Below are 19966 nucleotides of genomic sequence, written 5' to 3'. Positions count from 1 at the left end.
CGACGGGAGCCATCACCGAGCCGTCTCGCTGCGGAGCAACAATCGCCATGTACATCGGTGAAATGAGCTTATCGCGGCAGTGCGACGATAGGGCTGTGAACTATCCGAGAGAATCGGTGCACAAATGCAAAAGCGGCAATTTCCGAACGGTGCTTCAGGCGAGTCCGAGTCAAACGATCGGACGACACCGCAAAGTGTTGCGTGAAGCCCTCACGGCACTGGTCATCGCTCGACTTGCCGGCCGATAATGGTGACCAGGATTACGGAGGACAGACCATGCGAAAAATCGCGCTGCCCCAGGGCGACACCATGCCGGTACTCGGCCAGGGCACTTGGATGATGGGCGAGAAACCGGAGCGGCGTCGCGAGGAGATCGCGGCGTTGCAACTGGGCGTCTCGCTGGGCATGACGCTCGTCGATACGGCCGAAATGTATGGTGAAGGGGCGACCGAGCGTCTCGTGGGCGAAGCGCTCGACGGACTGCGCGATGAAGTATTTCTCGTGAGCAAGGTCTACCCGCACAATGCCTCGCGACGTGGCGTGATCGCCGCTTGCGAGCGGAGTCTGGAACGCCTGCGCACCGATCGCCTCGACCTCTACCTGCTGCACTGGCGCGGCGACGTCCCGCTCGAAGACACGATTGCCGGCTTCGAAGCATTGCGTGAAGCGGGCAAGATCCGGCACTGGGGCGTGAGCAATTTCGATACGGACGACATGGAAGACTTGTTCGAACTGCCCGGCGGCGACCAGTGTGCGACCGATCAGGTGCTGTACAACCTTTCGCGGCGCGGTCCCGAGTATGACCTTGTCCCGTGGCTGGCGGCGCGCGGTCTGCCGATGATGGCGTATTCGCCGATCGAACAGGCACGGCTGCCGGCAAAAGGCGCACTCGGCGACATCGCCGCCGCGCGCCATGTCGCACCGCTGCAGGTTGCGCTTGCCTGGGTGCTGAGCCGCCCGGGCGCCGTCGCCATTCCCAAGGCGAGCACGGACGCTCACGTACGCGCCAATCGTGCTGCCCATGACATCGATCTGACGGCGGAGGAACTATTACGACTCGATCATCAGTTCGAAGCGCCGTCGCGAAAGCGCCCGTTGGAAATGATCTGAACTCACGCCTGAATTTTTACGGCGTTCAGGGGTACGTACTTAACCCGGTACACTAGGTGCTTTCGTGCTTTCGCAGGGCGGCTTCATGAATGATTCACGTCCCGTCGTCGTTATCGGGGGCGGTTTGGTCGGCGTATGTACGGCCGCGTATCTTCAACGCGCCGGACACGCGGTGGTGATCGTCGACCGGCAATCGGCACGCCAGGCGGCGTCGCTTGGCAATGCGGGCTGCATCAATGGCTCGTCGGTCGTGCCCATCGCCATGCCCGGCGTGCTGTGGCAGGTACCCGGCTGGTTGATGCAACCGGATGGTCCGTTGGTGCTGCGTTGGGGGTACCTTCCGCGCATGGTGCCATGGCTGATGCGCTTCGTCGCCGCCAGTCAGCCCGCACGTGTCACCGCGCAGGCGCGCGCGTTGCGCGCACTGCTCGGCCCCGCGCTCGACGCCTATCAACCGTTGCTTGACGATGCGGGCGCAAACGATCTCGTCACGCGTCGCGGCTATCTCATCGCCTATTCCAGTCAGAAGGGTATGACGGGCGACGAAGGTGGAATGGCGCTGCGCCGCGACAACGGCGTGCACATCGAAACGCTGGATGCGAGCGCATTGCGCGAGTTCGAGCCCACGCTATCGCATGACTTCGTCGGTGCCCGCTACATCGGCGAGACCGGCCACACGCCTGATCCCGGCGCGCTGTTGGCGCGCTTGACGGCGCAAGTGGTCGCGCGGGGCGGGCGCGTTGTCGATGCTGCCGCCACCGCCATCGAGACCAATGGCGCGCAGGCCGTGGCCGTGCACACCGACCGGGGCCGCGAAGGCGCAAGCGCCGTGGTGATCGCGGCCGGTGCATGGTCCGCACCGCTCGTGCGCCAATTGGGCGACACCGTTGTCTTCGACACCGAGCGCGGCTATCACGTGGAAATTCCGACGCCGCACGAGATGCCCTCACGTCCCGTCATGTGGGCTGAAGGCAAGCTGTTCGCCACACCGATGAACGGCCGTCTTCGCGGTGCGGGCACGGTCGAACTGGCCGGTCTGCAAGCCTCACCGAACTGGCGGCGCGCCGATCTGCTGCTCAATCAGTTGCACAAGATGTTCCCCGGCGCAGTGAACGGGACGAAGCCGACACAATCGGTCGACGGTGCGCGCTGGCAAGGATTCCGACCGAGCACGCCCGATTCGCTGCCGGTACTGGGCGCGGCGTCGAAGGTGCCGAACGCTTTCTATGCATTCGGCCATGGCCACGTAGGTCTGACCGCCGCCGCCTCGACGGGACGCACGATTGCAGCGCTGGTGTCCGGCGAGCGGCCCGCCATCGACCTCTCGCCCTTCTCCATCGGCCGCTTTCGCTGACGGGGCAGGATCAGGCGGAGGACAGCGAGCGTGATCGTTGCGCCCCCCTCCTTCGCCAATCCTCACGACGCGCTGCGTATCGTCATGACTTGCAGACGGACGCGACGATATCGCACGAGCGCAGGCGCAGCGCGGGATCGTAGATGTCGGTGACGAGCATCAACTCATCGGCCTGCGTGCGCTCGACCAGATCGGACAGACCAGCCCGCACCCGCTCGGGGCCACCCACCACGGCCACGCCGAGGAACGCTTCCACCGAGTGCCGTTCGGCCGGATCCCAGCGCGCGTCCATATCGTTCACGGGCGGCTGCAATTTCAGGCTTTGCCCGCGCATGAGCGCCAAAATCTTCTGCTGCGCGGACGTTGCGAGAAATGCCGCTTCCTCGTTCGTGGGCGCGGCCACGACTGGCACGCCCACCATCACGTAGGGCTTATCCAACGCTGCCGAGGGACGGAATCGCTCGCGGTAAAGCCGAAGTGCGTCGAACAAAAACCGCGGGGCGAAGTGCGACGCGAACGCATACGGTAGCCCCAAATGCGCCGCGAGTTGCGCGGAAAACAACGACGAGCCCAGCAACCACACCGGAATATCGCTACCCGCGCCGGGCGTTGCGACAAGCCGCTGTCCGGGCTGCGCGGGCGCAAGCAGCGCGCGCAATTCGGCGACCTGCTCGGGGAAATCGTCGCCATCGGACAATCGGTCGCGACGCAGCGCGCGCATGGTGGCCTGGTCTGCACCAGGTGCGCGCCCCAAGCCCAGATCGACACGTCCCGGATACAGCGCGGCGAGCGTGCCAAAGTTCTCGGCAACGACCAACGGCGGGTGGTTCGGCAACATCACACCGCCCGACCCCACTCTAATACGCGACGTCTTGCCCGCAACGTGACCGATCAACAGCGCCGTCGCCGAACTCGCGATGCCGTCCATGTTGTGGTGTTCGGCCAGCCAGAACCGCGTGAAGCCCAAGCGTTCAACGTGCTGCGCCAGTTCCGTGGATTGTTTCAGGGCATCGGCCACCGTGCCGCCGGCACGCACCGGCACCAGGTCCAGCATCGAGAGGGCCGTCTTCGACAAACTGCTCATGGGAGTCTCCAGGTTCCTGCGCGCGCCCACCCCGCATGTCGATCCGCAAGCTTCCTGGCTTCCTCACACCGGATGACGCGCACTATCGCCACAAAGTATAGTGACGAAGGTCCCAAATCCCCAGTAGGCACCTTTCAGTTGAATAGTCACCAATTGGTAACCATGAACAAACCAGCCCCGTTCGTTTTCGAGGAAACCTGCGTGCCGCGCCGCGTGCTGGAGCTCTTCAGCGTGAAGTGGACGAGCATGGTGTTGTACGCGTTGCAGTGCGGCACGACACGCACGGGGGAACTCCAGCGCCGCTTGCCGGGGATTTCCAAGAAGATGCTCACGCAGACGTTGCGCGAACTCGAACGCGACGGTCTGATTCACCGCGAGGTGTTTGCCGTCGTGCCACCCAAGGTGGAGTATTCGCTGACGCCGCTGGGTGAATTGTTCATCGAGCCCATCGAGATGCTCTACCGCTGGGGCAATCAGCACGCCGACGTACTCGCCCAACTGAGCCTGCGCCGCGGCAAGCGGGCGCAGGCTGGCGATTCCGGCGATTCCGGCTTCGCTACCGACACGACGATCCCATAGGCATCAACGATCCAGTAACCGTCCCAGACGCATCATCGTGACATTCACACCAAGGTGCCGCATCGACGGTTGCACGATGACGCAGTTGTCATAGGGGGTGACGATCACCTCGTCGCCATCGCGGGCGATCTCGGTGCCGGCCTTCTCGATCACCTCGAGCCCCGTGAACGGCTGCGAGAAGCGGAAGTCCATCGAGCGTGCCACGACTGGCTGTGTGATCTCCACGAACTTCTGGCGAGCGGGACGCATCTGCGTCAGGTACGGCGTCATATCGGCCTCGGCCACGACGCCCGCGTGAATCAGGAAACGCGCCGCGCAATCGAGTGCGACATCGCGGGCGCTTCCCGCGAAATGCTGACCGGTTTCGATCAGCAGTGCGTTCTTCGGGCTGGCCGGGTCGCCGAAGCCGCCGTAATCGCGCATGCGCGTGCCATTGGCGTGCCCCTTGTCGACGATGACGTGCTCGGGCGTGCCGAGTTCTGCAGCAAGGGCAATCGCCTTTTCCAGCGGGCCAGTCATCATCAACGGCGCGGACGCCTCATGCATCGAGTGGATGTCGAGCAGCAGATCGACCGTGTCGATGAACGGACGCATCGCACGGGCACGCGCGAGCTCGCGGCTCTGACGCGCTCCGTCGAGCGTCGATGCGGTCCAGACGCGGTTCATGTCTTCGTCGAGGAAACGGGTGGCGTCGGCGTTCTCCGCGCTGAATAGCTCGTACGCACCGATATTGCCGAAGCCGAGCGACAGACGGCCCGCTGTGGGACGCACACCGGCGGCAAGCAACGTATCGACCGCGATGGCGCCGCTCACTTCGTTGCCGTGCGTGAGCGCAAGAATCATCACGTGCTTGCCGGGCTTGCCGCTGTCGAACGAATGTAGGTAGTCGATGCCAGTGTTGCCCTCGCGCCAGCGGGTGATGTCGGGGAACGAGACTTCGATGGGGTACGCCGGCAGGGCGGCGCGGATCGCTTCAAGCGTGGTCATGAAAATGCTCCACAGAGGATGCCGCGAACGACGACGTCTCGGCAGGGAATGGCGAACGACGTCGTTGCGGCGGGATTCAGTTCATCGGACGATGGCGCCGGTGCAGAAGGTGCATCGCATGCCGATCGTCCGGGGGCGTCGATCAAATCTCGGATACGCGTGGCGAGCCGTGCGTCATGCCGGCGATCTTGCCGGCGCGCACCCGGCGGCCGAGCGATATCACTGCGGTAACGCTGAGTACGGCGGTCGCCATCACATAGAAACTCGGCGCAAGCTTGTTGTGCGTGGCATCGATGAGCCAAGTCACGATGAGCGGCGCAAACCCGCCGAACAACGTCACCGAGAAGTTATACGACAGCGCCAACCCCGTGCCGCGCGTGCTCGTCGGGAAGATGTCCGCCAGCAGGGCGGGCAGCGGCGCGAGACTCACGGCGATGAGCAGACCGACGAGCGCCTGCACCATGAGCAGCGTCTGGAACGTCGGATATTTGTTGAGCAACACGAACAAGGGGTACGTCGTGACGCCCACGAGAATGAGTGCCCAGAGCATTACGCGAATGCGGCCGAAGCGATCCGAAAGGTGGCCTACGACCGGGGCGGCGATCATCAACATCACGCCGGTGACGACCGCGCCGATGAACGACGACGTCGCCGGAATATGCAGTTGCTTGACGGCATACGTCGGCATGTAAAGCTTGTGGACGTAGTTGAACGCTGTGGCGGCCGCGACAACCCCCGCGCCGAGCAACATGTTGGCGCGATCACGACCGAAGACTTCGCGCAGCGGCGACGTTTCGCGTTGCTTTTGACCGAGCTTCTTGAAGTCGGCGGTCTCGTCGATGTTGCGGCGGATGTAGAGACCGACCGGGCCGATGAGCAGGCCCACGGCGAAAGCGATACGCCATCCCCATGCGCTCAGTTGGTCGGCCGTGAGCAGCAGGCTCAGCAGCGCGGACACGCCGGCGGCGAGCACGGTGGCAAGACCTTGCGTCGACATCTGCCAGCTCGCGAAGAAGCCACGACGCTTCGCGTCGGCATGTTCGACCATGAAGGCCGTTGCGGCGCCGAACTCGCCGCCCGTCGAGAAGCCTTGCAACATGCGGGCGACGATGATCAGGAGCGGCGAGAAAATGCCGATCTGCGCATACGTCGGGGCGAATGCGATCATGGCAGTGCCGAGCATCATCAGGGCGATGGATACCGTGAGCGACGCTTTGCGACCGGCACGGTCAGCGTAGCTGCCCAGAACGATCGAGCCTAGGGGACGCGTCACGAAGGAGATGCCGAAGGTGCCGACGGAGAGCAGCAGCGAGGTCGTCGGGTCGTGCGAGGGGAAGAACAACTGCCCGATCACGATGGCGAAGTAGCCATAGATCAGCAGATCGTAAAACTCGAGTGCGTTACCAATGCTAGCGGCGCAGATTTCGCGCCACGGGTTGTGGGGTTTGGCGTTGTGGGTCATGCCCGGCTCCTCTGGATCGCTGGCGTTGGGGATAGGTGTGCGGCGGCCGTGCACCACGCCACGAAGGCGCGCCAAGGCCACCAGCCAGTCTCAGGAAGCGGAGTGTAGGCGGCAGAAAAAAAGGCTTCGTGCCGATTCGGCACGCGCGGGTGCTGATTGAGAAATCGGGGTGTGCGCTTGTGACACGACACCGGCCGCCCCGCCGCTGGACCCCAACGGCCGGGGTAACGTCAACGTCGCACCGGATCCGGCGTTGCCGCCCCATCGATCAACGCGCCGTGGGCATCGCCATCACTGGAGGAACTGAACGATGGCCGCCACCGTCGCGTTCGGCTGCTCTTCCATGAGCCAGTGGCCCGCGCCTGGGATCACGACCCCCTGCACATTGCCGGCGGCCCCACGCGCCACCGTTTCCATCATGGGGCCGAAGGATTTCTCGCCACCGATAGCGAGCACCGGCATCGGCAACGGGCCTTTGGCGAGGAAGGCCTTGTTATCGATGGCGTCCTGGTCGAAAGCGTGGAACTGCTCGAAGCCGGAATGCATGGCACCTGGCAAGGCGTACAACTTGGCGTAGTGCCGGCGCGATGCCTCGTCGAAGTTTTTCGGATTCGCCGAGAAATCGTTCCAGAAGCGATCCAGGTAGATGCGCTCGCGGCCTTTCACCAGCCGCTCCATGTCGGGCCCACCAAATCGGAAGTGCCACAGCAGCGGACTCTTCAGGATTTCCTCCCACGGGCCGACGCCGGGTATCGGGGCATCCATCAACACGAGCTTGGACACGCGCTCGGGCTGCGCGGCCGCGAAGGCGTAAGCGACCATGTTGCCGATGTCATGGGCGACCACGTCGACCTTGCCAATCTGGAGCGTGTCCAGAACACCGGCGATATCGCGCGCTTCATTCTTCTTGTCATAGCCGGTCGCGGGGTGGTCGGAAAGCCCCATGCCCCGCAGATCCGGCACCACCACCGTGTGAGTGGCAGCCAGCTTCGCGGCGAGCGGCGCCCACATGTCGCCGGTCTCACCGTAGCCATGCAGCAACACCACGGCAGGCCCATGGCCGCCAACGCGAACGTAAATCCTTGCGCCGTTGGTCGTAATGGTCCGCGTCTTGAAACTCGCCGGAAATGGCACGACTGCGGAGAAGGCGGGGACGACAGGCAAGACGTACAGCGAGGCAAGCAACAACAGAAAAGAGAGCATCTTTCGCATTTCTAACCTCCGAGGGTTGAGAAAGCCGATCCACGACGCCACCGTTGGCGCCATCGATCGCTACCGCGAACCACGTGCTTCGTTACCGCGTCGTACCCGTGCTGGTTGTCTCCATGAAAGAATCGGCGCCGATGCGAACACCCTCTATCCCCATGACGCGCTACGCCCTAGAACGTTCATGGGCTGTCGTGTCGCGCCGAACCGACGACCTCGCCCGCGCGTCCGCGACGTTCACCCCGGCGCCTTTCCTGCCTTCTGAAACGCGTCGACCAGCTTGTCGACAATGCTATTGAGTTGCCCACGCTCGTCGGCACTGAGCATCGACAGCATTTCCGTCTCCATCGACTGCCCGAGCTCGTCGCTGGACACGCGCAAGCGCTTGCCGGCCGCCGTCGGCCACAGTTGAAAGTGACGCGCGTCGTCGGGATGGATCGAGCGCCGAATCAGCTTGCGTTGAATCAGGTCCGCAATCAGCTTCGAGAGCAACGTCTTCTCGATGAGCGTCTGCGCATTGAGCGCGCTCGCGGTAATCCCGGGTGCGTCGCAGATCACGCGCAGCACGCGCAATGAACGCACATCGAGCCCGAACGCGGGGCGGTACTCGGCGTTGGCACGGCTGATCATCTCGCTTTTGATCAGGTCCAGCTTGAACGTCAAATAATAGGCCACGCCACCGGCCGTGCCGCCTTCGGCTTTGGCCTTGTCGTCTTTGCCACGGCCCTCCGGTCCTTCGTCATGCCCCACCGGTGACGTGTCTGCTCGCATGTGCTGCCGCCCTGTCTGAAGTCTGCATCCCATCGAAGCGCGTTGCGCCGGCCTACCCTCGCCCGCAGCCGCTTCGCCACGGACGATGATAGCTCAGCCGGATCGATGGCCGACAACATCCGGGTAATTCATTAGTTGAAATATTCAACTAATGAATTACCCTTCGACCAGAAGCATTCGTCCGGGCTGCCCCTGGACACCCCCACACTCACTCATGGAAAAGAGGTCGGCGCAATGCAGACGGATGACGAATTGAGCAATCTTGGTGAACAGATGCGCACGTGGCGCAGGGACATCCACCAGCATCCGGAGTTGGGCTTTCACGAGCATCGCACGGCCGGCCTGGTGGCAAGACTGCTCGCCGACTGGGCCATCGACATCGAGACCGGTATCGCCGGCACCGGCGTTGTCGGCACGATCCGCGGCACGCGCGGCGAAGGGCCGTCGATCGGCCTGCGCGCCGACATGGACGCGCTGCCGATGAGCGAAAAAGGCACCGCGGCGCACCGCTCGACGCACGACAACGTGTTCCACGGCTGTGGCCACGACGGCCACACCGCCATCCTGCTCGGCGTCGCCAGACACTTGTCCCAGAATCGCGATTTCCGGGGCACCGTCCATTTGATCTTCCAGCCGGCCGAGGAAACGCTGCGCGGCGGCTCGGCCATGATCGACGAGGGCCTGTTCGAGCGCTTCCGTTGCGACGAAATCTACGCATTGCACAACAACAATGCCCTGCCGGCCGGCAAGGTCGGCGTGCGCCGCGGCGCCATTCTGTCGGCATGCGACCTGTTCCGCATCACCATCCAGGGCATCGGCAGCCACGCGGCGATGCCGCACAAGTCGATCGATCCACTGATCGTCGGCACCACGCTTGTGCAGTCTATCCAGAGCATCGCGAGTCGCAACATCGACCCGCTCGACACCGCCGTGGTGAGTGTGTGCAAGTTCCTGTCGGGTACGGCGATCAACGTCATCCCCGACACCGCCGTGCTCGAAGGCACCGTACGCACGCTGTCGGTCAAAGCCCAGGACATCACGCTGGCGCGACTGCGCACGATCTGCGAGGGCGCCGCGACGATGTATGGCTGTGAAGTCACCTTCGAACATCTGCAAACTTCGCCGCCGACCGTCAACACGCCCACCGAAACCGATCATGTGCGACGTGCGGCCGAGCGCGTGCTCGGTGCGGACAACGTGATCGTCGACGTCGCCCCGCTGATGGCCTCGGAAGACTTCGCCTTCATGTTGCAACAGCGCCCGGGCTCGTACTTCTTCCTCGGTCACGACGGCCTCACCTGTCACCACCCGAATTCGATTTCGACGACGATACGGCGCCCACTGGCGTGGCCGTGTTCCTCGAAATTGTCCGGCAACGGCTTGGCTAAGCCTGCCTCATTCCCAACAAACGATCAGAGGGGAACCGCAATGAACGAAAACCCGACGCCGTCGCCGGCGATGGTGCGCAAAGTCGTCATCGCCTCGGTACTCGGCAATGCCTTCGAATGGTTCGACTTCGCGATCTACGGCCTGTTCGCCGTGATGATCGCAAAGCTGTTCTTCCCGAGCGGTAACGAGTTCGCGTCAATGCTGCTCACACTCGCGACGTTCGGCGTCGGCTTCGCGGTACGGCCGCTCGGCGGCGTACTGCTCGGCCTCTATGGCGACCGGGTCGGCCGCAAGAAAGCGCTGTCGCTGACGATCGTGCTGATGGCGGTCGGCACCGGCATGATCGGCATCTTGCCGACGCATGAGGCTATCGGCATTGCGGCGCCGATCCTGATGGTGCTTGCGCGGCTGATCCAGGGCTTCTCGGTCGGCGGCGAGTTCAGCGGCGCGACCACGATGCTGGTGGAGTTCGCCCCCGCGAATCGCCGCGGCTTTTTCGGCAGCTTCCAGATGTGCTCGCAGGCGCTGGCGTTTTCTCTCGGTGCATTGGTGGCGTATCTGCTCACGGTCAATCTCGCGCCGCACGATCTCGAGTCGTGGGGCTGGCGTCTGCCGTTCCTGCTCGGCATTCTGATCGGGCCGGTCGGCTGGCTGATCCGCTCGAACGTCGACGAATCTCCGGAATTTCTCAATTACGCGAACGATGTGAAACGCGGCAAGATTCAGCGCGTGAACACGCCGCTGCGCACCGTGTTCCGTGACTATCCGCGCGCGGTGCTCGGCACGCTCGGCATCTCGGTGGTCGGCACCGTGTCGGCCTATGTGTTCGTGTTCTTCCTGCCGATCTTCGCGAAGAAGCAACTGGGCATGTCGGCCGCCGACGTCAACCTGAGCACGTTCATCGCCACCCTGGTCATCCTCGTGTTCTGCCCGCTTGCCGGCTATTTGTCGGATCGCTACGGCCGCAAGGCGGTCCTGCTGCCGGCGATCATCGCGTATGGCGTGGCGTCGTACGTGCTGTTCAAGCACTTCGTCACCCTGCCGAGCCTGGGCTCGCTGCTGGCGGTGCAGATCGGCGTGTCGTTCTTCATGAGCTTCTTCTGGGGTCCGACGCCGATCGTGCTGACCGAGGTCTTTCCGGTCAGCGTGCGCTCGACCGGCGCCGCTGTCACCTACAACCTCGCGGTGCTGGTGTTCGGCGGCCTCGCGCCGTTCCTGAATACGTGGCTCGTGCATGTCACCGGCAGCAATCTCGCGCCGATCTACTACGTGCTGACGAGCGTGGTCATCGGGCTGGCCGGTGTGTTGGTGTTGCCGTCGGCCGGGCGTCGCGCCTCAGCGGCGCTTGCGACCTGAGCCGCGTACAACGCACGCGCGAACGGGGCGGTCGGCGGCGTCGCGCCTCCGCCCTGCGCTAACGATCGCCAAGCATGCCGAATTCAATCGGGAAGCGCGTATAGAAGACGTGGACGCGTTGCGCACGAATCACGTCGAGCAGGCGTTCGGCTTCCTCGTCCGTGATCGCCAACACGACCTCGATCGGTTGTTCGGCGAGTTCGAAGAATCGGGCGGCATGGCGCTTTCCGACATGATCGATACCTTCCGTGCCCACGAACAGGGTGGCCCCGCGAATCCCCAGCTGCCGCACTTCGCTCATGATCCATTGAGCGACCGGCTGATGGCCATGGCGGTGATTCTGCTGCGTGTAGAAGGTGAGTTGACATCCATGCATGACGACCTCCCCAGGCGCGGCGTTCGCGACGTTCGCGCGCCCCTGACTGGCATACCCTCGCCCGTTGATTTAAATCTAGCACATCGCGCTTCGCCGGGAACGCGACTCGTTCAATGGGCCGCCCGACCTCCGGTCCGCTGCGTCGGCAACCGCTGTCACGATCTCGGGACAAACCCCGAGCCGCGTCGTTGCTCCCCACGCCAGCGTCAGGTCTGACGGGCTTGGGCGGCCAGTCCCGGTCTGACGACGATCAACCTTGGTACAAATTGGGGTGGCGGGACGCAAATGACTGACTACACTTCCTAAGTGCGTACGACGCGAAGAGACCACGCAAGACGGTTCGTTATACGAAGGTCGTTGTACGTAAGACAAATTGGGGCTGGCGACGTAGCGTTTCCATTCCTTCACGGGAGGCATGTCCATGACGTGCCTAGGCAAATGGATGATCGGCGCGTGTGTAGTCACGCTAAGCGGCGTGGCGATCGCAGAGGGCGCCAACTCGGGCTCATCCGAACAGATGATGCTGGCCAACGTTGGCCCCGGGCCGCTCCCCATACAAGTGCCGCAACCGCCTCCACCGGTCTCCGTCGCTGCCGTTCCGGCCGTTCGGGTCACCCTTTATCCGTTTGGTCGCGAGGGTCCGGAGCCGACCGCGCAGGCCGACGACAACGCTTTCCTTTACACGCGCATCGAAGCGATCAACAGTGCCCTGCCGACGGCGGACAACGGTCATGTGGACTGGATCGACACCTCGACCTCGGAACCGGCCTCGCGGCCAACTCACAGCTACCTGAAGATCGGACCTTCCACGGCGCCGCAGTTGTCCCTCGTGCAGTGGGCCAACACCGACGACAAGCTGGGCTCCGACCCAAAGCGCGGGCTGTCGCTCAAGACGGAGGACTGGACGTTTTCGGCAAGTGCCCGTGTGCCGCTGCTGCGCTCACACGACTTCGGTGCAACGATTTACGTCAAACGCCGCTTCTGAGTGCGCTTCTGTGCGCTTGACCGCGCTTGGCGCAGCGCGATATCTGGCCGGCGCTTGCATGCCGGCCCGACGTTGTTGTTGCTTCACTTATGCGGCTTATGCCGCTCGTGCCGCTTCTGCCAGCGACGCCGTCGGCTTCACCGCCGTCACATCGATTTCGACCAGCCACTCCGGGCGCGCCAGCGCCTGCACGACGATGCCGGTCGACACTGGAAACACGCCCTTGAGCCAGCGTCCCATGACGTTGTAGACCGCCTCGCGATAGCGCGGATCGACGAGATACACCGTGACCTTGCAGATATCCGCGAGCTGGCTGCCGCACTCGTCGAGCAGCATTGCAACGTTGGCCATGGCCTTTTCGGCTTGCGCGGCAACATCGCCAATGCCAACGGATTCGCGCGTATCGAGATCCTGGCCGATCTGACCACGCAGATAAATGGTGTTGCCGGCGACGACCGCCTGACAGAGGTCGTTGTCGAGCTTCTGCTCCGGGTAAGTATCGCGGGTGTTGAATTTGCGGATTCGGGTGTGCGTCATGATGTCTCGGTATGGAGTCTTGAGGTGGGTGGGCACGGCGCGCGATGGCGTCACGCACTCAATGCGTGAGGATCTTCGAGAGAAAGCGTTTGGCGGCGGCACTGGCGGCGTCGTTGAAGAACATGTCGGTCGGACTGTCCTCGACGATGGCGCCGTCTTCCATGAACACCACGCGATGGGCCACGCGTCGCGCGAAACCCATTTCGTGCGTGACGACCATCATCGTCATGCCTTCGCGGGCCAGTTCGACCATCACGTCGAGCACCTCGTTGACCATCTCCGGGTCCAGCGCCGAGGTCGGCTCATCGAACAGCATGGCCATCGGGTCCATCGACAACGCGCGCGCAATCGCCACGCGTTGCTGCTGACCGCCCGACAACTGCCCGGGATACTTGTGCGCATGCGCCGACAGACCGACGCGATCGAGTAGCGCGCGCGCCTTGGTGCGGGCCGCGTCGACGCCGCGGCCCAGCACGATCTGCTGCGCGAGCGTGAGATTGCGCGTGAGATCAAGATGCGGAAACAGCTCGAAATGCTGGAAGACCATGCCGACCTTGCTGCGCAGCTTTGGCAGGTCGGTCGTCCTGGCCGTGAGCGACGTGCCGTCGACGACGACATCGCCCTTCTGGAAAGGCTCCAGTGCATTGACCGTCTTGATCAGGGTCGACTTCCCAGACCCGGACGGTCCGCACACCACCACGATCTCGCCCGCGCCCACCTGCGTTGAGCACTGCTTGAGCACGTGATGCGCGCCGTACCATTTGTCGACGTTCCGGATGTCGATGATGGGCTGTGCGGTGCTCATTTGTCGAAGTACCCCGCGCGAATCGATGCGCCGATCAGGTTGAGAATCAGACGACCGGCCGTCACGCACGAAATCATGTTGGCGTCGTCCTTCTCGGGCTGAATCTCCACGATGTCCATGCCGACCACGCGCCCCTTGCGCACCAGGCCGTGAATCAGCTTGCGCGCCTGTACGAACGTCACCCCGCCTGGCGCCGGACCGGCAACGGCCGGCATCGTCGACGGATCGAGGCCGTCCGCGTCGATGGTGAGGTAGTAGTTGCCGCCGTCCGGGATGCGATCGAGCACGGCGTCCATGCCGATGTCATGCAGTTCGTACGCGGTCACCAGTTCGGCACCGTAGGCGCGCGCCGCGACGAGTTCCTCGTAACGGCCGCTCCCCTGCGCGCGCAGGCCGATCTGCACGATGCGGTCCACGTGCGCCATCTCCGAGGCGCGGCGAATCGGGCTTGAGAGGCCTTCGCGCACGCCGTTCACTTCGTCACGCCAATCCAGGTGGGCATCGATGTGCACGAGCGTGATGGGCCCCTTCTGGTCCAGGCCGCGCAGCACGGGCGTCGTAATGCCGTGGTCGCCGCCAAGCACGATGGGCATCGCGCCGCCGGCCACGATGCGACGCACCGCCGCCTCGGCGCGGGCGTAGTGCTCGCCGGGCTTCGTCAGATCCGGGATGATGTCACCACAATCGACGAAGCGAATATCCGTGCGTCCCTGGAGCAGCGGCCCGTCGATATCGAAGTCGTAGTGGTTCGGGCGACGCGCGACGCGATCCGTCGCCTGGCGGATGGCGGACGGCGCATTCGTCTGGTCGTTGCTGAAATCCGACGGCGCGTACGGGGCGCCATACGGCATGCCCAACACCGCGATATCGGCCTTGAGGTTGTCGATGTCGAGATCCAGCGCCGAGTACAACAGGGTCGGATGGCCGGTACGGGGCGCCACGGTGTAGGTCGTCATGAGAGTGTCCTCGGGTGGGAGTTTCGGGGGCGTCAGGCGTGCCGGGTACGTCGCCCGACAACGGTTTCCAGTCGTCGCCCCACGCTGGCCAGCAACACGCTGCTGACCCAGTAGATCAACGCTGTCGTGCCAAGCACTTCAACGTAGGCGAATGTGTTGGCCGTGAGCAGATTGCTCTGATAGGTCATCTCCGGCAGGCTCATGACCGAAAAGATGGCCGAGTCCTTGAACATCATGATCACGAGGCTCGTCGTCGGCGGAATCAGGAAGCCGAAGAGCTGCGGTGCGATGATGTGCCGTTGCGTCTGCCAATAGCTCATGCCGAGCGAGAGCGCGGCATGCGTTTGTCCGCGGGCGACGCTGCGCAGTGCCGCGCGCAAGATCTCGCAGAAGTAGCCGCCCGTGTAGAACGCCGTGCACCCCACCGCGACGGTCATGGCCGATGCACCGACGCCGAGCTTGGGCAAGCCGAAAAACGACAGATAAACGAGGATCAGATACGGGATGTTGCGCACCAGCTCCACGTAGCCCAGCGCGACAGGTCGCAAGACCGTGCGCGACTGCGCCGCATAGGCGGCGACGATGCCGATCGCCACGCCGAGCGGAATGCCGATGACGCTGACCAGTGCCGTGACGCGCAGGCCTTCGAGCAGCACGGGAATCGCTTCCCTGACGATGGAGACATCAATGGCCATGGGGCAACATCCTGGAAACGCGGCGCTCGCACAGACGCGAGGCGGCCGAAATGCAGAACAGAAGGACGAAGTACACGGCGGCGGTGATCGCGAACACCTGTAATGGCAGGTCGGTCTGCAGCGTGGCATTGCGGGCGACTGTCGCCAGTTCCGGCACGGCGATGATCGACATCAGCGACGACGCCTTGAGCAGGATCGTGAACTCGCTGGTAAGCGGCGGAATGGCGCGATAGATCACCTGTGGCAGGAGTACGTGCCGCCAGACCTGCGAGACGCGCATGCCCATGGCGTAGGCGGCGGCGCGTTGCCCACGCGAGATCGTGCCGAGCGCACCGCGCAGGATCTCGACGATATAAGCGCTCGTGTTACAGGCCAGCGCAGCAATTCCGGCGACGATGGGCGAGATCGAGATGTCGAACAGCGCCGGCACCATGTAGTACGCGATCAGCATGTGAATCAGCGCCGGCGTGCCGCGAATCAGGCTCACCCACAGCACGACGAGCGAGCGCAATGGCGCGAGCGGCGAGATGCGGGCGAGCAGCAGCACGACACCGAGCGCCAGACCGATGGCGAAGGCGACGGCCGACGCGGCCAGCGTGATCGCCGTTCCCGAGACGACACCTTCGAGAAACGGTGCGATCACGCCGCCCATGTCAAGCCCGCCGACGGTGGTCGCGGGCGTCAAATGGCACCTTGCGGCAGGTAGTTCGCGTGCGGCGTGTCCATCGACGCGCCGAACCACTTTTTCTGCAAGGCGGCGAGCTTGCCGTTCGCGCGGAATTCATCGAGCGAATCGTTGATGAACTTGCGGATCTCCAGATCGTTGGGATTGGCGACCCATGCCAGCAGCTTCGGCTGGCCGATGGTCCCGGCAATGCGGAACACGTTGGGCTGCTTGCGCATCTGGACGGCGGCGATATTGGACGGCATCAGCGCCACGTCGATCGTCTTGTTCGCGAGCGCGTTCGACACATCCGGATAGGCCTGGAACAGGCGCGTGCCGGCGTATCCCTTGCCGGTCTTTTCCTTCAGTTCCTTCTCGAATTCGTCGGCCACCGGCTGCGAAGACGACCCCATCTGGGTACCGATGGTCTTCCCGGCGATGTCCATGTCCTGCTTGATCGCTACGTCGTCGGCGCGCACCATCAGAACCGAACGCACCACGCCGACCGGCTGGCTGAAGGCGAAGCGCTTGGCGCGCTCCGGCGTAATGCCAACACTGGTGGCGACAAAGTCGAACTTGTGCGACATCAGGCCTGGCAGCAAGCCCTGGAACGGCAGGTTCATCTGCTCGAGCTTCACGCCGAGCTTTGCCGCCATCAGTTCAAGCACATCGTGCCCATATCCAACCACCTGACCGTTTTCCACGAACTCGAACGGCTCGTAGGCCGCCTCGGTGCCGACCGTCAGCTTGCCGCGCTTCTTGATGTCGGCCAGGGTGCCGCCTTCGGCATACGCCATCGTCGGCAGGGCCGGCAGGGCCAATGCGGCGCTCGATGCGAGCGTCGCCTTTACAAAGGATCGTCTGGACCAGGTCTTCATCGCTTGCCTCGCGGGGTGTGGGTAGGGGATTGCGCTGGCGCATCGGCTCGGTCGGGTCCGGCCCGGTGCGAGTGAAATCCAATGTATGCGGGCAAAAAGATCATGAAAAATGATTTTTTTATTGGTATGGTTCCAAAAAATGAAACCTTCTGACACGCGCCATCCGCAGCGGATATGGCGCTATTTCCGGGAGTGGAGCAGTGGCAACTCGTGACTTCAGTGAGCGAGATCTGCGTTCGTTGCGCATCTTCTGTGCAGTCGCTCAGGCCAGCGGCTTTGCGGCGGCGGAGAAGCAACTGAACATGTCGAAGGCGTCGATCAGCCGGCACATTCGCGAGGTCGAGGAAACCTTGGGCACTCGTTTGTGCGAGCGTGGACCGTCCGGATTTGTTCTCACGCACGCGGGCAAGGTCGCGCTGGACCTTGCCCGTGACGCGCTGAAGTCGCTGGAGCGCATACGTCCCGAAATCGATGCGGTGCGCGGTGTGCTCTCGGGCACGTTGTCCATCGGCATGGTCGAGCACGTCGTGTCCGACATCGGCTGTCACATACCCGAGGCGCTTGCCGCGCTCAAGGCGCAGGCGCCCGACGTGAAGGTCGAACTCACGGTCATGACGTTCAACGAGCTCGACCTCGCGTTGCGCGAGCGCCGGGTACAGATCGCAATTCGCGGGATGTATCGTCGCGAAGCCGGGTTTCACTACCAGCCGCTGTTTATCGAGCGTCACCGCCTATACGTTGCACGGCATCGGATCAAGGACGCGTCGACGCTCCCCCTCGTCTACCGGAGCCAGCCGTTTGTCCATGAAGCGCTCAATTCTCTCGGACTCACGCGAGGGCCAACGGCGTCAGGACTGGAGGCCGTCGCCATGCTGGTCCTCTCCGGGCATTACGTCGGACTGTTGCCGCAGTATTACGCCGCGTTGTTTGGTAAGCGCCACGCGTTGGTGCAGGTTCCGACAGGCCCTGAGTATGAGAATGCCATCAGCGCCATCACCGAGGCCTCGCGGCCCAGGACTCGCGCGCTGGAGCTGTTTCTCGATCTGCTGGCGCAGTGTCACCCGCGCGAATGAGGCGTGAGGGTTCGGCCGCGCGGCGCGCTAGCCGATGCGGTGCACAAGCCATCAGAAATAAATTTTCTCGATTTTCCGCGCGTCGTCCCGCCCATCAAAACGCCCGTAACCTGCCCGCAAATCGCCGTCCGACGGGCGCGATCACCATGCTGCAACGCAACAATCCAGGCGATTGTTTCGATATTCACAATAATCGATTCAGCACTCAGGCATTGTCTGCGCATGCCCACACCCGCTATAGTTGGCCCGCCCCCGGGACGCGATGCCGGGTTGTGCCTCCGGACAGGTGATCCCTGTGAGGCGAGCGCATCAGCGTCATGTTGCAAACGTAGTTATTAATGCGATGTCACCATCGCCCGTAGAAATGAGAGACACAGCTACTACCGACGCCGCCATGGCCACCAAACCGCCCACGCAGGAAGAAATCCGCAAGCGCGTTTTCGCGATTGTCGCGGCATCTTCCGGGAATCTGGTCGAGTGGTTCGACTTCTATATTTATGCGTTCTGCGCGATTTATTTCGCGCCGGCATTCTTCCCGAGTGCCAATCCCACCGCACAGTTGCTCAACACCGCGGGCGTGTTTGCCGCAGGCTTCCTGATGCGCCCCATCGGCGGTTGGGTCTTCGGCCGCATCGCCGATCGCAATGGCCGCAAGAACTCGATGGTCATCTCGGTGATGATGATGTGCTTCGGTTCGCTGATGATCGCCGCGCTCCCGACGCACGCCAGCATCGGCAACTGGGCGCCGGCATTGCTGTTGCTGGCGCGACTGCTGCAAGGTCTGTCGGTGGGTGGCGAATACGGCACGACGGCGACGTACATGAGTGAAGTGGCGCTCAAGGGCCGTCGCGGCTTCTTCTCGTCGTTCCAGTACGTGACGCTCATCGGCGGTCAGCTGCTTGCCGTGCTCGTGGTCGTGATTCTCCAGCAATTGCTCAGCGAGGCCGAACTCAAGGCCTGGGGCTGGCGCATTCCGTTCGTGGTCGGCGCGATCACCGCCGTCGTTGCCCTGCTGCTGCGTCGCACGTTGCACGAAACGTCGACGCGCGCGAGCCGCAACAGCAGCGAGGCCGGTTCGATCACAGGTTTGTTCCGCCATCACAAGGCTGCGTTTTTCACGGTGCTCGGCTACACGGCCGGCGGCTCGCTGATCTTCTACACCTTCACCACGTACATGCAGAAGTATCTGGTGAACACGGCCGGCATGCCGATCAAGACGGCGAGCTACATCATGACGGGCTGCCTGTTCGTCTACATGTGCATGCAGCCGATCTTCGGCATGCTGTCGGACAAGATCGGCCGTCGCACCAACATGCTGCTCTTCAGCGCGCTCGGCGCCATTGCCACGGTACCCATCCTCACGACGCTCAAGACGGTGCAAAGCCCGACCGCGGCGTTTGTGCTGATATGCCTGGCGCTCGCCATCGTCAGCTTCTACACGTCGATCAGCGGCATCGTGAAGGCCGAGATGTTCCCGATCGAAGTGCGTGCGCTCGGCGTGGGTCTGGCCTACGCCGTGGCCAATGCCATCTTCGGCGGTTCGGCCGAATATGTGGCGCTCGGCCTCAAGAAGGCCGGCATGGAACCCACGTTCTACTGGTACGTGACCGGCATGATGGTGCTGGCGTTCCTCGTCAGCCTGCGCCTGCCGCGTCAGGCGAAGTACCTGCAGCACGAGCACTGATCGGTCACGTCGGGG

19 protein-coding genes are annotated in these 19966 nt (G+C 63.4%); 7 read left to right on the top strand and 12 right to left on the bottom strand.

Going from position 1 to position 19966, the window contains the following annotated elements:
- Nucleotides 1-276: 276 nt before the first annotated feature.
- Nucleotides 277-1110, top strand: a complete 834-nt coding sequence (locus DRB87_RS03220) for an aldo/keto reductase (RefSeq protein WP_130024845.1) — start codon at nucleotides 277-279, stop codon at nucleotides 1108-1110.
- A gap of 85 nt (nucleotides 1111-1195) precedes the next feature.
- On the top strand, nucleotides 1196-2464 hold the full coding sequence (locus DRB87_RS03215; RefSeq protein WP_130024844.1) for an FAD-binding oxidoreductase: 1269 nt from the start codon (nucleotides 1196-1198) through the stop codon (nucleotides 2462-2464).
- 82 nt (nucleotides 2465-2546) lie between these two features.
- Here DRB87_RS03215 and DRB87_RS03210 read toward each other — a convergent pair whose 3' ends face one another.
- Nucleotides 2547-3548 (bottom strand): LLM class flavin-dependent oxidoreductase, encoded by a 1002-nt coding sequence (locus DRB87_RS03210; protein WP_130024843.1) that lies wholly within the window; start codon nucleotides 3546-3548, stop codon nucleotides 2547-2549.
- A 162-nt stretch (nucleotides 3549-3710) separates the two neighbouring features.
- On the opposite strand from DRB87_RS03210, the gene DRB87_RS03205 reads away from it, so the two are divergent.
- Nucleotides 3711-4127: a helix-turn-helix domain-containing protein gene (locus DRB87_RS03205; protein ID WP_130024842.1), complete on the top strand. Its 417-nt coding sequence runs from the start codon at nucleotides 3711-3713 to the stop codon at nucleotides 4125-4127.
- Between the two features lie 3 nt (nucleotides 4128-4130).
- On the opposite strand, the gene DRB87_RS03200 is transcribed toward DRB87_RS03205, so the two are convergent.
- The 4 genes from DRB87_RS03200 to DRB87_RS03185 form a co-directional block, all read right to left on the bottom strand.
- A complete protein-coding gene (locus DRB87_RS03200) occupies nucleotides 4131-5114 on the bottom strand; it encodes a succinylglutamate desuccinylase/aspartoacylase family protein (protein ID WP_130024841.1) in 984 nt (327 codons plus the stop codon).
- A gap of 142 nt (nucleotides 5115-5256) precedes the next feature.
- On the bottom strand, nucleotides 5257-6576 hold the full coding sequence (locus DRB87_RS03195) for an MFS transporter (protein WP_130024840.1): 1320 nt from the start codon (nucleotides 6574-6576) through the stop codon (nucleotides 5257-5259).
- 291 nt (nucleotides 6577-6867) lie between these two features.
- Nucleotides 6868-7788 (bottom strand): alpha/beta fold hydrolase, encoded by a 921-nt coding sequence (locus tag DRB87_RS03190; protein ID WP_130024839.1) that lies wholly within the window; start codon nucleotides 7786-7788, stop codon nucleotides 6868-6870.
- 231 nt (nucleotides 7789-8019) lie between these two features.
- On the bottom strand, nucleotides 8020-8553 hold the full coding sequence (locus DRB87_RS03185; protein ID WP_240756158.1) for a MarR family winged helix-turn-helix transcriptional regulator: 534 nt from the start codon (nucleotides 8551-8553) through the stop codon (nucleotides 8020-8022).
- Between the two features lie 234 nt (nucleotides 8554-8787).
- Between DRB87_RS03185 and DRB87_RS23385 the strand changes: the two genes are divergently transcribed.
- Nucleotides 8788-11298, top strand: a complete 2511-nt coding sequence (locus DRB87_RS23385) for an amidohydrolase (RefSeq protein WP_240756157.1) — start codon at nucleotides 8788-8790, stop codon at nucleotides 11296-11298.
- Between the two features lie 58 nt (nucleotides 11299-11356).
- Here DRB87_RS23385 and DRB87_RS03170 read toward each other — a convergent pair whose 3' ends face one another.
- Nucleotides 11357-11674 (bottom strand): DUF190 domain-containing protein, encoded by a 318-nt coding sequence (locus DRB87_RS03170; RefSeq protein ID WP_130024837.1) that lies wholly within the window; start codon nucleotides 11672-11674, stop codon nucleotides 11357-11359.
- Between the two features lie 421 nt (nucleotides 11675-12095).
- On the opposite strand from DRB87_RS03170, the gene DRB87_RS03165 reads away from it, so the two are divergent.
- Nucleotides 12096-12659 carry a hypothetical protein gene (locus tag DRB87_RS03165; RefSeq protein ID WP_130024836.1) on the top strand — a complete coding sequence of 188 codons (564 nt, stop codon included), beginning with the start codon at nucleotides 12096-12098 and terminating at the stop codon, nucleotides 12657-12659.
- 96 nt (nucleotides 12660-12755) lie between these two features.
- On the opposite strand, the gene DRB87_RS03160 is transcribed toward DRB87_RS03165, so the two are convergent.
- Genes DRB87_RS03160 through DRB87_RS03135 form a run of 6 tightly spaced genes read right to left on the bottom strand, consistent with a single transcriptional unit; the run spans nucleotide 12756 to nucleotide 17194 of the window.
- Nucleotides 12756-13196, bottom strand: coding sequence for a RidA family protein (locus DRB87_RS03160; protein WP_130024835.1), 441 nt, complete (start codon nucleotides 13194-13196; stop codon nucleotides 12756-12758).
- A gap of 58 nt (nucleotides 13197-13254) precedes the next feature.
- Nucleotides 13255-13983 (bottom strand): amino acid ABC transporter ATP-binding protein, encoded by a 729-nt coding sequence (locus DRB87_RS03155; RefSeq protein ID WP_150606890.1) that lies wholly within the window; start codon nucleotides 13981-13983, stop codon nucleotides 13255-13257.
- 14 nt (nucleotides 13984-13997) lie between these two features.
- Nucleotides 13998-14957 (bottom strand): agmatinase, encoded by a 960-nt coding sequence (locus DRB87_RS03150; RefSeq protein ID WP_130024833.1) that lies wholly within the window; start codon nucleotides 14955-14957, stop codon nucleotides 13998-14000.
- 32 nt (nucleotides 14958-14989) lie between these two features.
- Complete coding sequence (locus DRB87_RS03145) at nucleotides 14990-15652, bottom strand: amino acid ABC transporter permease (RefSeq protein ID WP_130024832.1); 663 nt, start codon at nucleotides 15650-15652, stop codon at nucleotides 14990-14992.
- Nucleotides 15642-16304, bottom strand: coding sequence for an amino acid ABC transporter permease (locus DRB87_RS03140; protein ID WP_130027689.1), 663 nt, complete (start codon nucleotides 16302-16304; stop codon nucleotides 15642-15644). The genes DRB87_RS03145 and DRB87_RS03140 overlap by 11 nt, the downstream gene beginning before the upstream one ends.
- Nucleotides 16305-16333: 29 nt before the next feature.
- Nucleotides 16334-17194, bottom strand: coding sequence for a transporter substrate-binding domain-containing protein (locus DRB87_RS03135; protein ID WP_026131704.1), 861 nt, complete (start codon nucleotides 17192-17194; stop codon nucleotides 16334-16336).
- A gap of 200 nt (nucleotides 17195-17394) precedes the next feature.
- On the opposite strand from DRB87_RS03135, the gene DRB87_RS03130 reads away from it, so the two are divergent.
- Nucleotides 17395-18267: a LysR family transcriptional regulator gene (locus DRB87_RS03130; protein ID WP_130024831.1), complete on the top strand. Its 873-nt coding sequence runs from the start codon at nucleotides 17395-17397 to the stop codon at nucleotides 18265-18267.
- Nucleotides 18268-18661: 394 nt separating this feature from the next.
- On the top strand, nucleotides 18662-19951 hold the full coding sequence (locus tag DRB87_RS03125) for an MFS family transporter (RefSeq protein WP_130024830.1): 1290 nt from the start codon (nucleotides 18662-18664) through the stop codon (nucleotides 19949-19951).
- Nucleotides 19952-19966 lie beyond the last annotated feature (15 nt).

Origin of the sequence: Pandoraea sp. XY-2 (assembly GCF_004193915.1) — a bacterium.
Lineage (GTDB): Bacteria > Pseudomonadota > Gammaproteobacteria > Burkholderiales > Burkholderiaceae > Pandoraea > Pandoraea cepalis.
This window is presented reverse-complemented; position numbering and strand designations above follow the sequence as displayed.

What these genes read in the sequence shown, in the direction of transcription:
- DRB87_RS03145 (WP_130024832.1), bottom strand. Translation starts at nt 15,652, where the DNA reads ATGGCCATTGATGTCTCCATCGTCAGGGAAGCGATTCCCGTGCTGCTC.
- DRB87_RS03215 (WP_130024844.1), top strand. Translation starts at nt 1,196, where the DNA reads ATGAATGATTCACGTCCCGTCGTCGTTATCGGGGGCGGTTTGGTCGGC.
- DRB87_RS03165 (WP_130024836.1), top strand. Translation starts at nt 12,096, where the DNA reads ATGACGTGCCTAGGCAAATGGATGATCGGCGCGTGTGTAGTCACGCTA.
- DRB87_RS03190 (WP_130024839.1), bottom strand. Translation starts at nt 7,788, where the DNA reads ATGCGAAAGATGCTCTCTTTTCTGTTGTTGCTTGCCTCGCTGTACGTC.
- DRB87_RS03160 (WP_130024835.1), bottom strand. Translation starts at nt 13,196, where the DNA reads ATGACGCACACCCGAATCCGCAAATTCAACACCCGCGATACTTACCCG.
- DRB87_RS03125 (WP_130024830.1), top strand. Translation starts at nt 18,662, where the DNA reads ATGGCCACCAAACCGCCCACGCAGGAAGAAATCCGCAAGCGCGTTTTC.
- DRB87_RS03150 (WP_130024833.1), bottom strand. Translation starts at nt 14,957, where the DNA reads ATGACGACCTACACCGTGGCGCCCCGTACCGGCCATCCGACCCTGTTG.
- DRB87_RS03200 (WP_130024841.1), bottom strand. Translation starts at nt 5,114, where the DNA reads ATGACCACGCTTGAAGCGATCCGCGCCGCCCTGCCGGCGTACCCCATC.
- DRB87_RS03210 (WP_130024843.1), bottom strand. Translation starts at nt 3,548, where the DNA reads ATGAGCAGTTTGTCGAAGACGGCCCTCTCGATGCTGGACCTGGTGCCG.
- DRB87_RS23385 (WP_240756157.1), top strand. Translation starts at nt 8,788, where the DNA reads ATGCAGACGGATGACGAATTGAGCAATCTTGGTGAACAGATGCGCACG.
- DRB87_RS03195 (WP_130024840.1), bottom strand. Translation starts at nt 6,576, where the DNA reads ATGACCCACAACGCCAAACCCCACAACCCGTGGCGCGAAATCTGCGCC.
- DRB87_RS03135 (WP_026131704.1), bottom strand. Translation starts at nt 17,194, where the DNA reads ATGAAGACCTGGTCCAGACGATCCTTTGTAAAGGCGACGCTCGCATCG.
- DRB87_RS03170 (WP_130024837.1), bottom strand. Translation starts at nt 11,674, where the DNA reads ATGCATGGATGTCAACTCACCTTCTACACGCAGCAGAATCACCGCCAT.
- DRB87_RS03140 (WP_130027689.1), bottom strand. Translation starts at nt 16,304, where the DNA reads ATGGGCGGCGTGATCGCACCGTTTCTCGAAGGTGTCGTCTCGGGAACG.
- DRB87_RS03185 (WP_240756158.1), bottom strand. Translation starts at nt 8,553, where the DNA reads ATGCGAGCAGACACGTCACCGGTGGGGCATGACGAAGGACCGGAGGGC.
- DRB87_RS03220 (WP_130024845.1), top strand. Translation starts at nt 277, where the DNA reads ATGCGAAAAATCGCGCTGCCCCAGGGCGACACCATGCCGGTACTCGGC.
- DRB87_RS03205 (WP_130024842.1), top strand. Translation starts at nt 3,711, where the DNA reads ATGAACAAACCAGCCCCGTTCGTTTTCGAGGAAACCTGCGTGCCGCGC.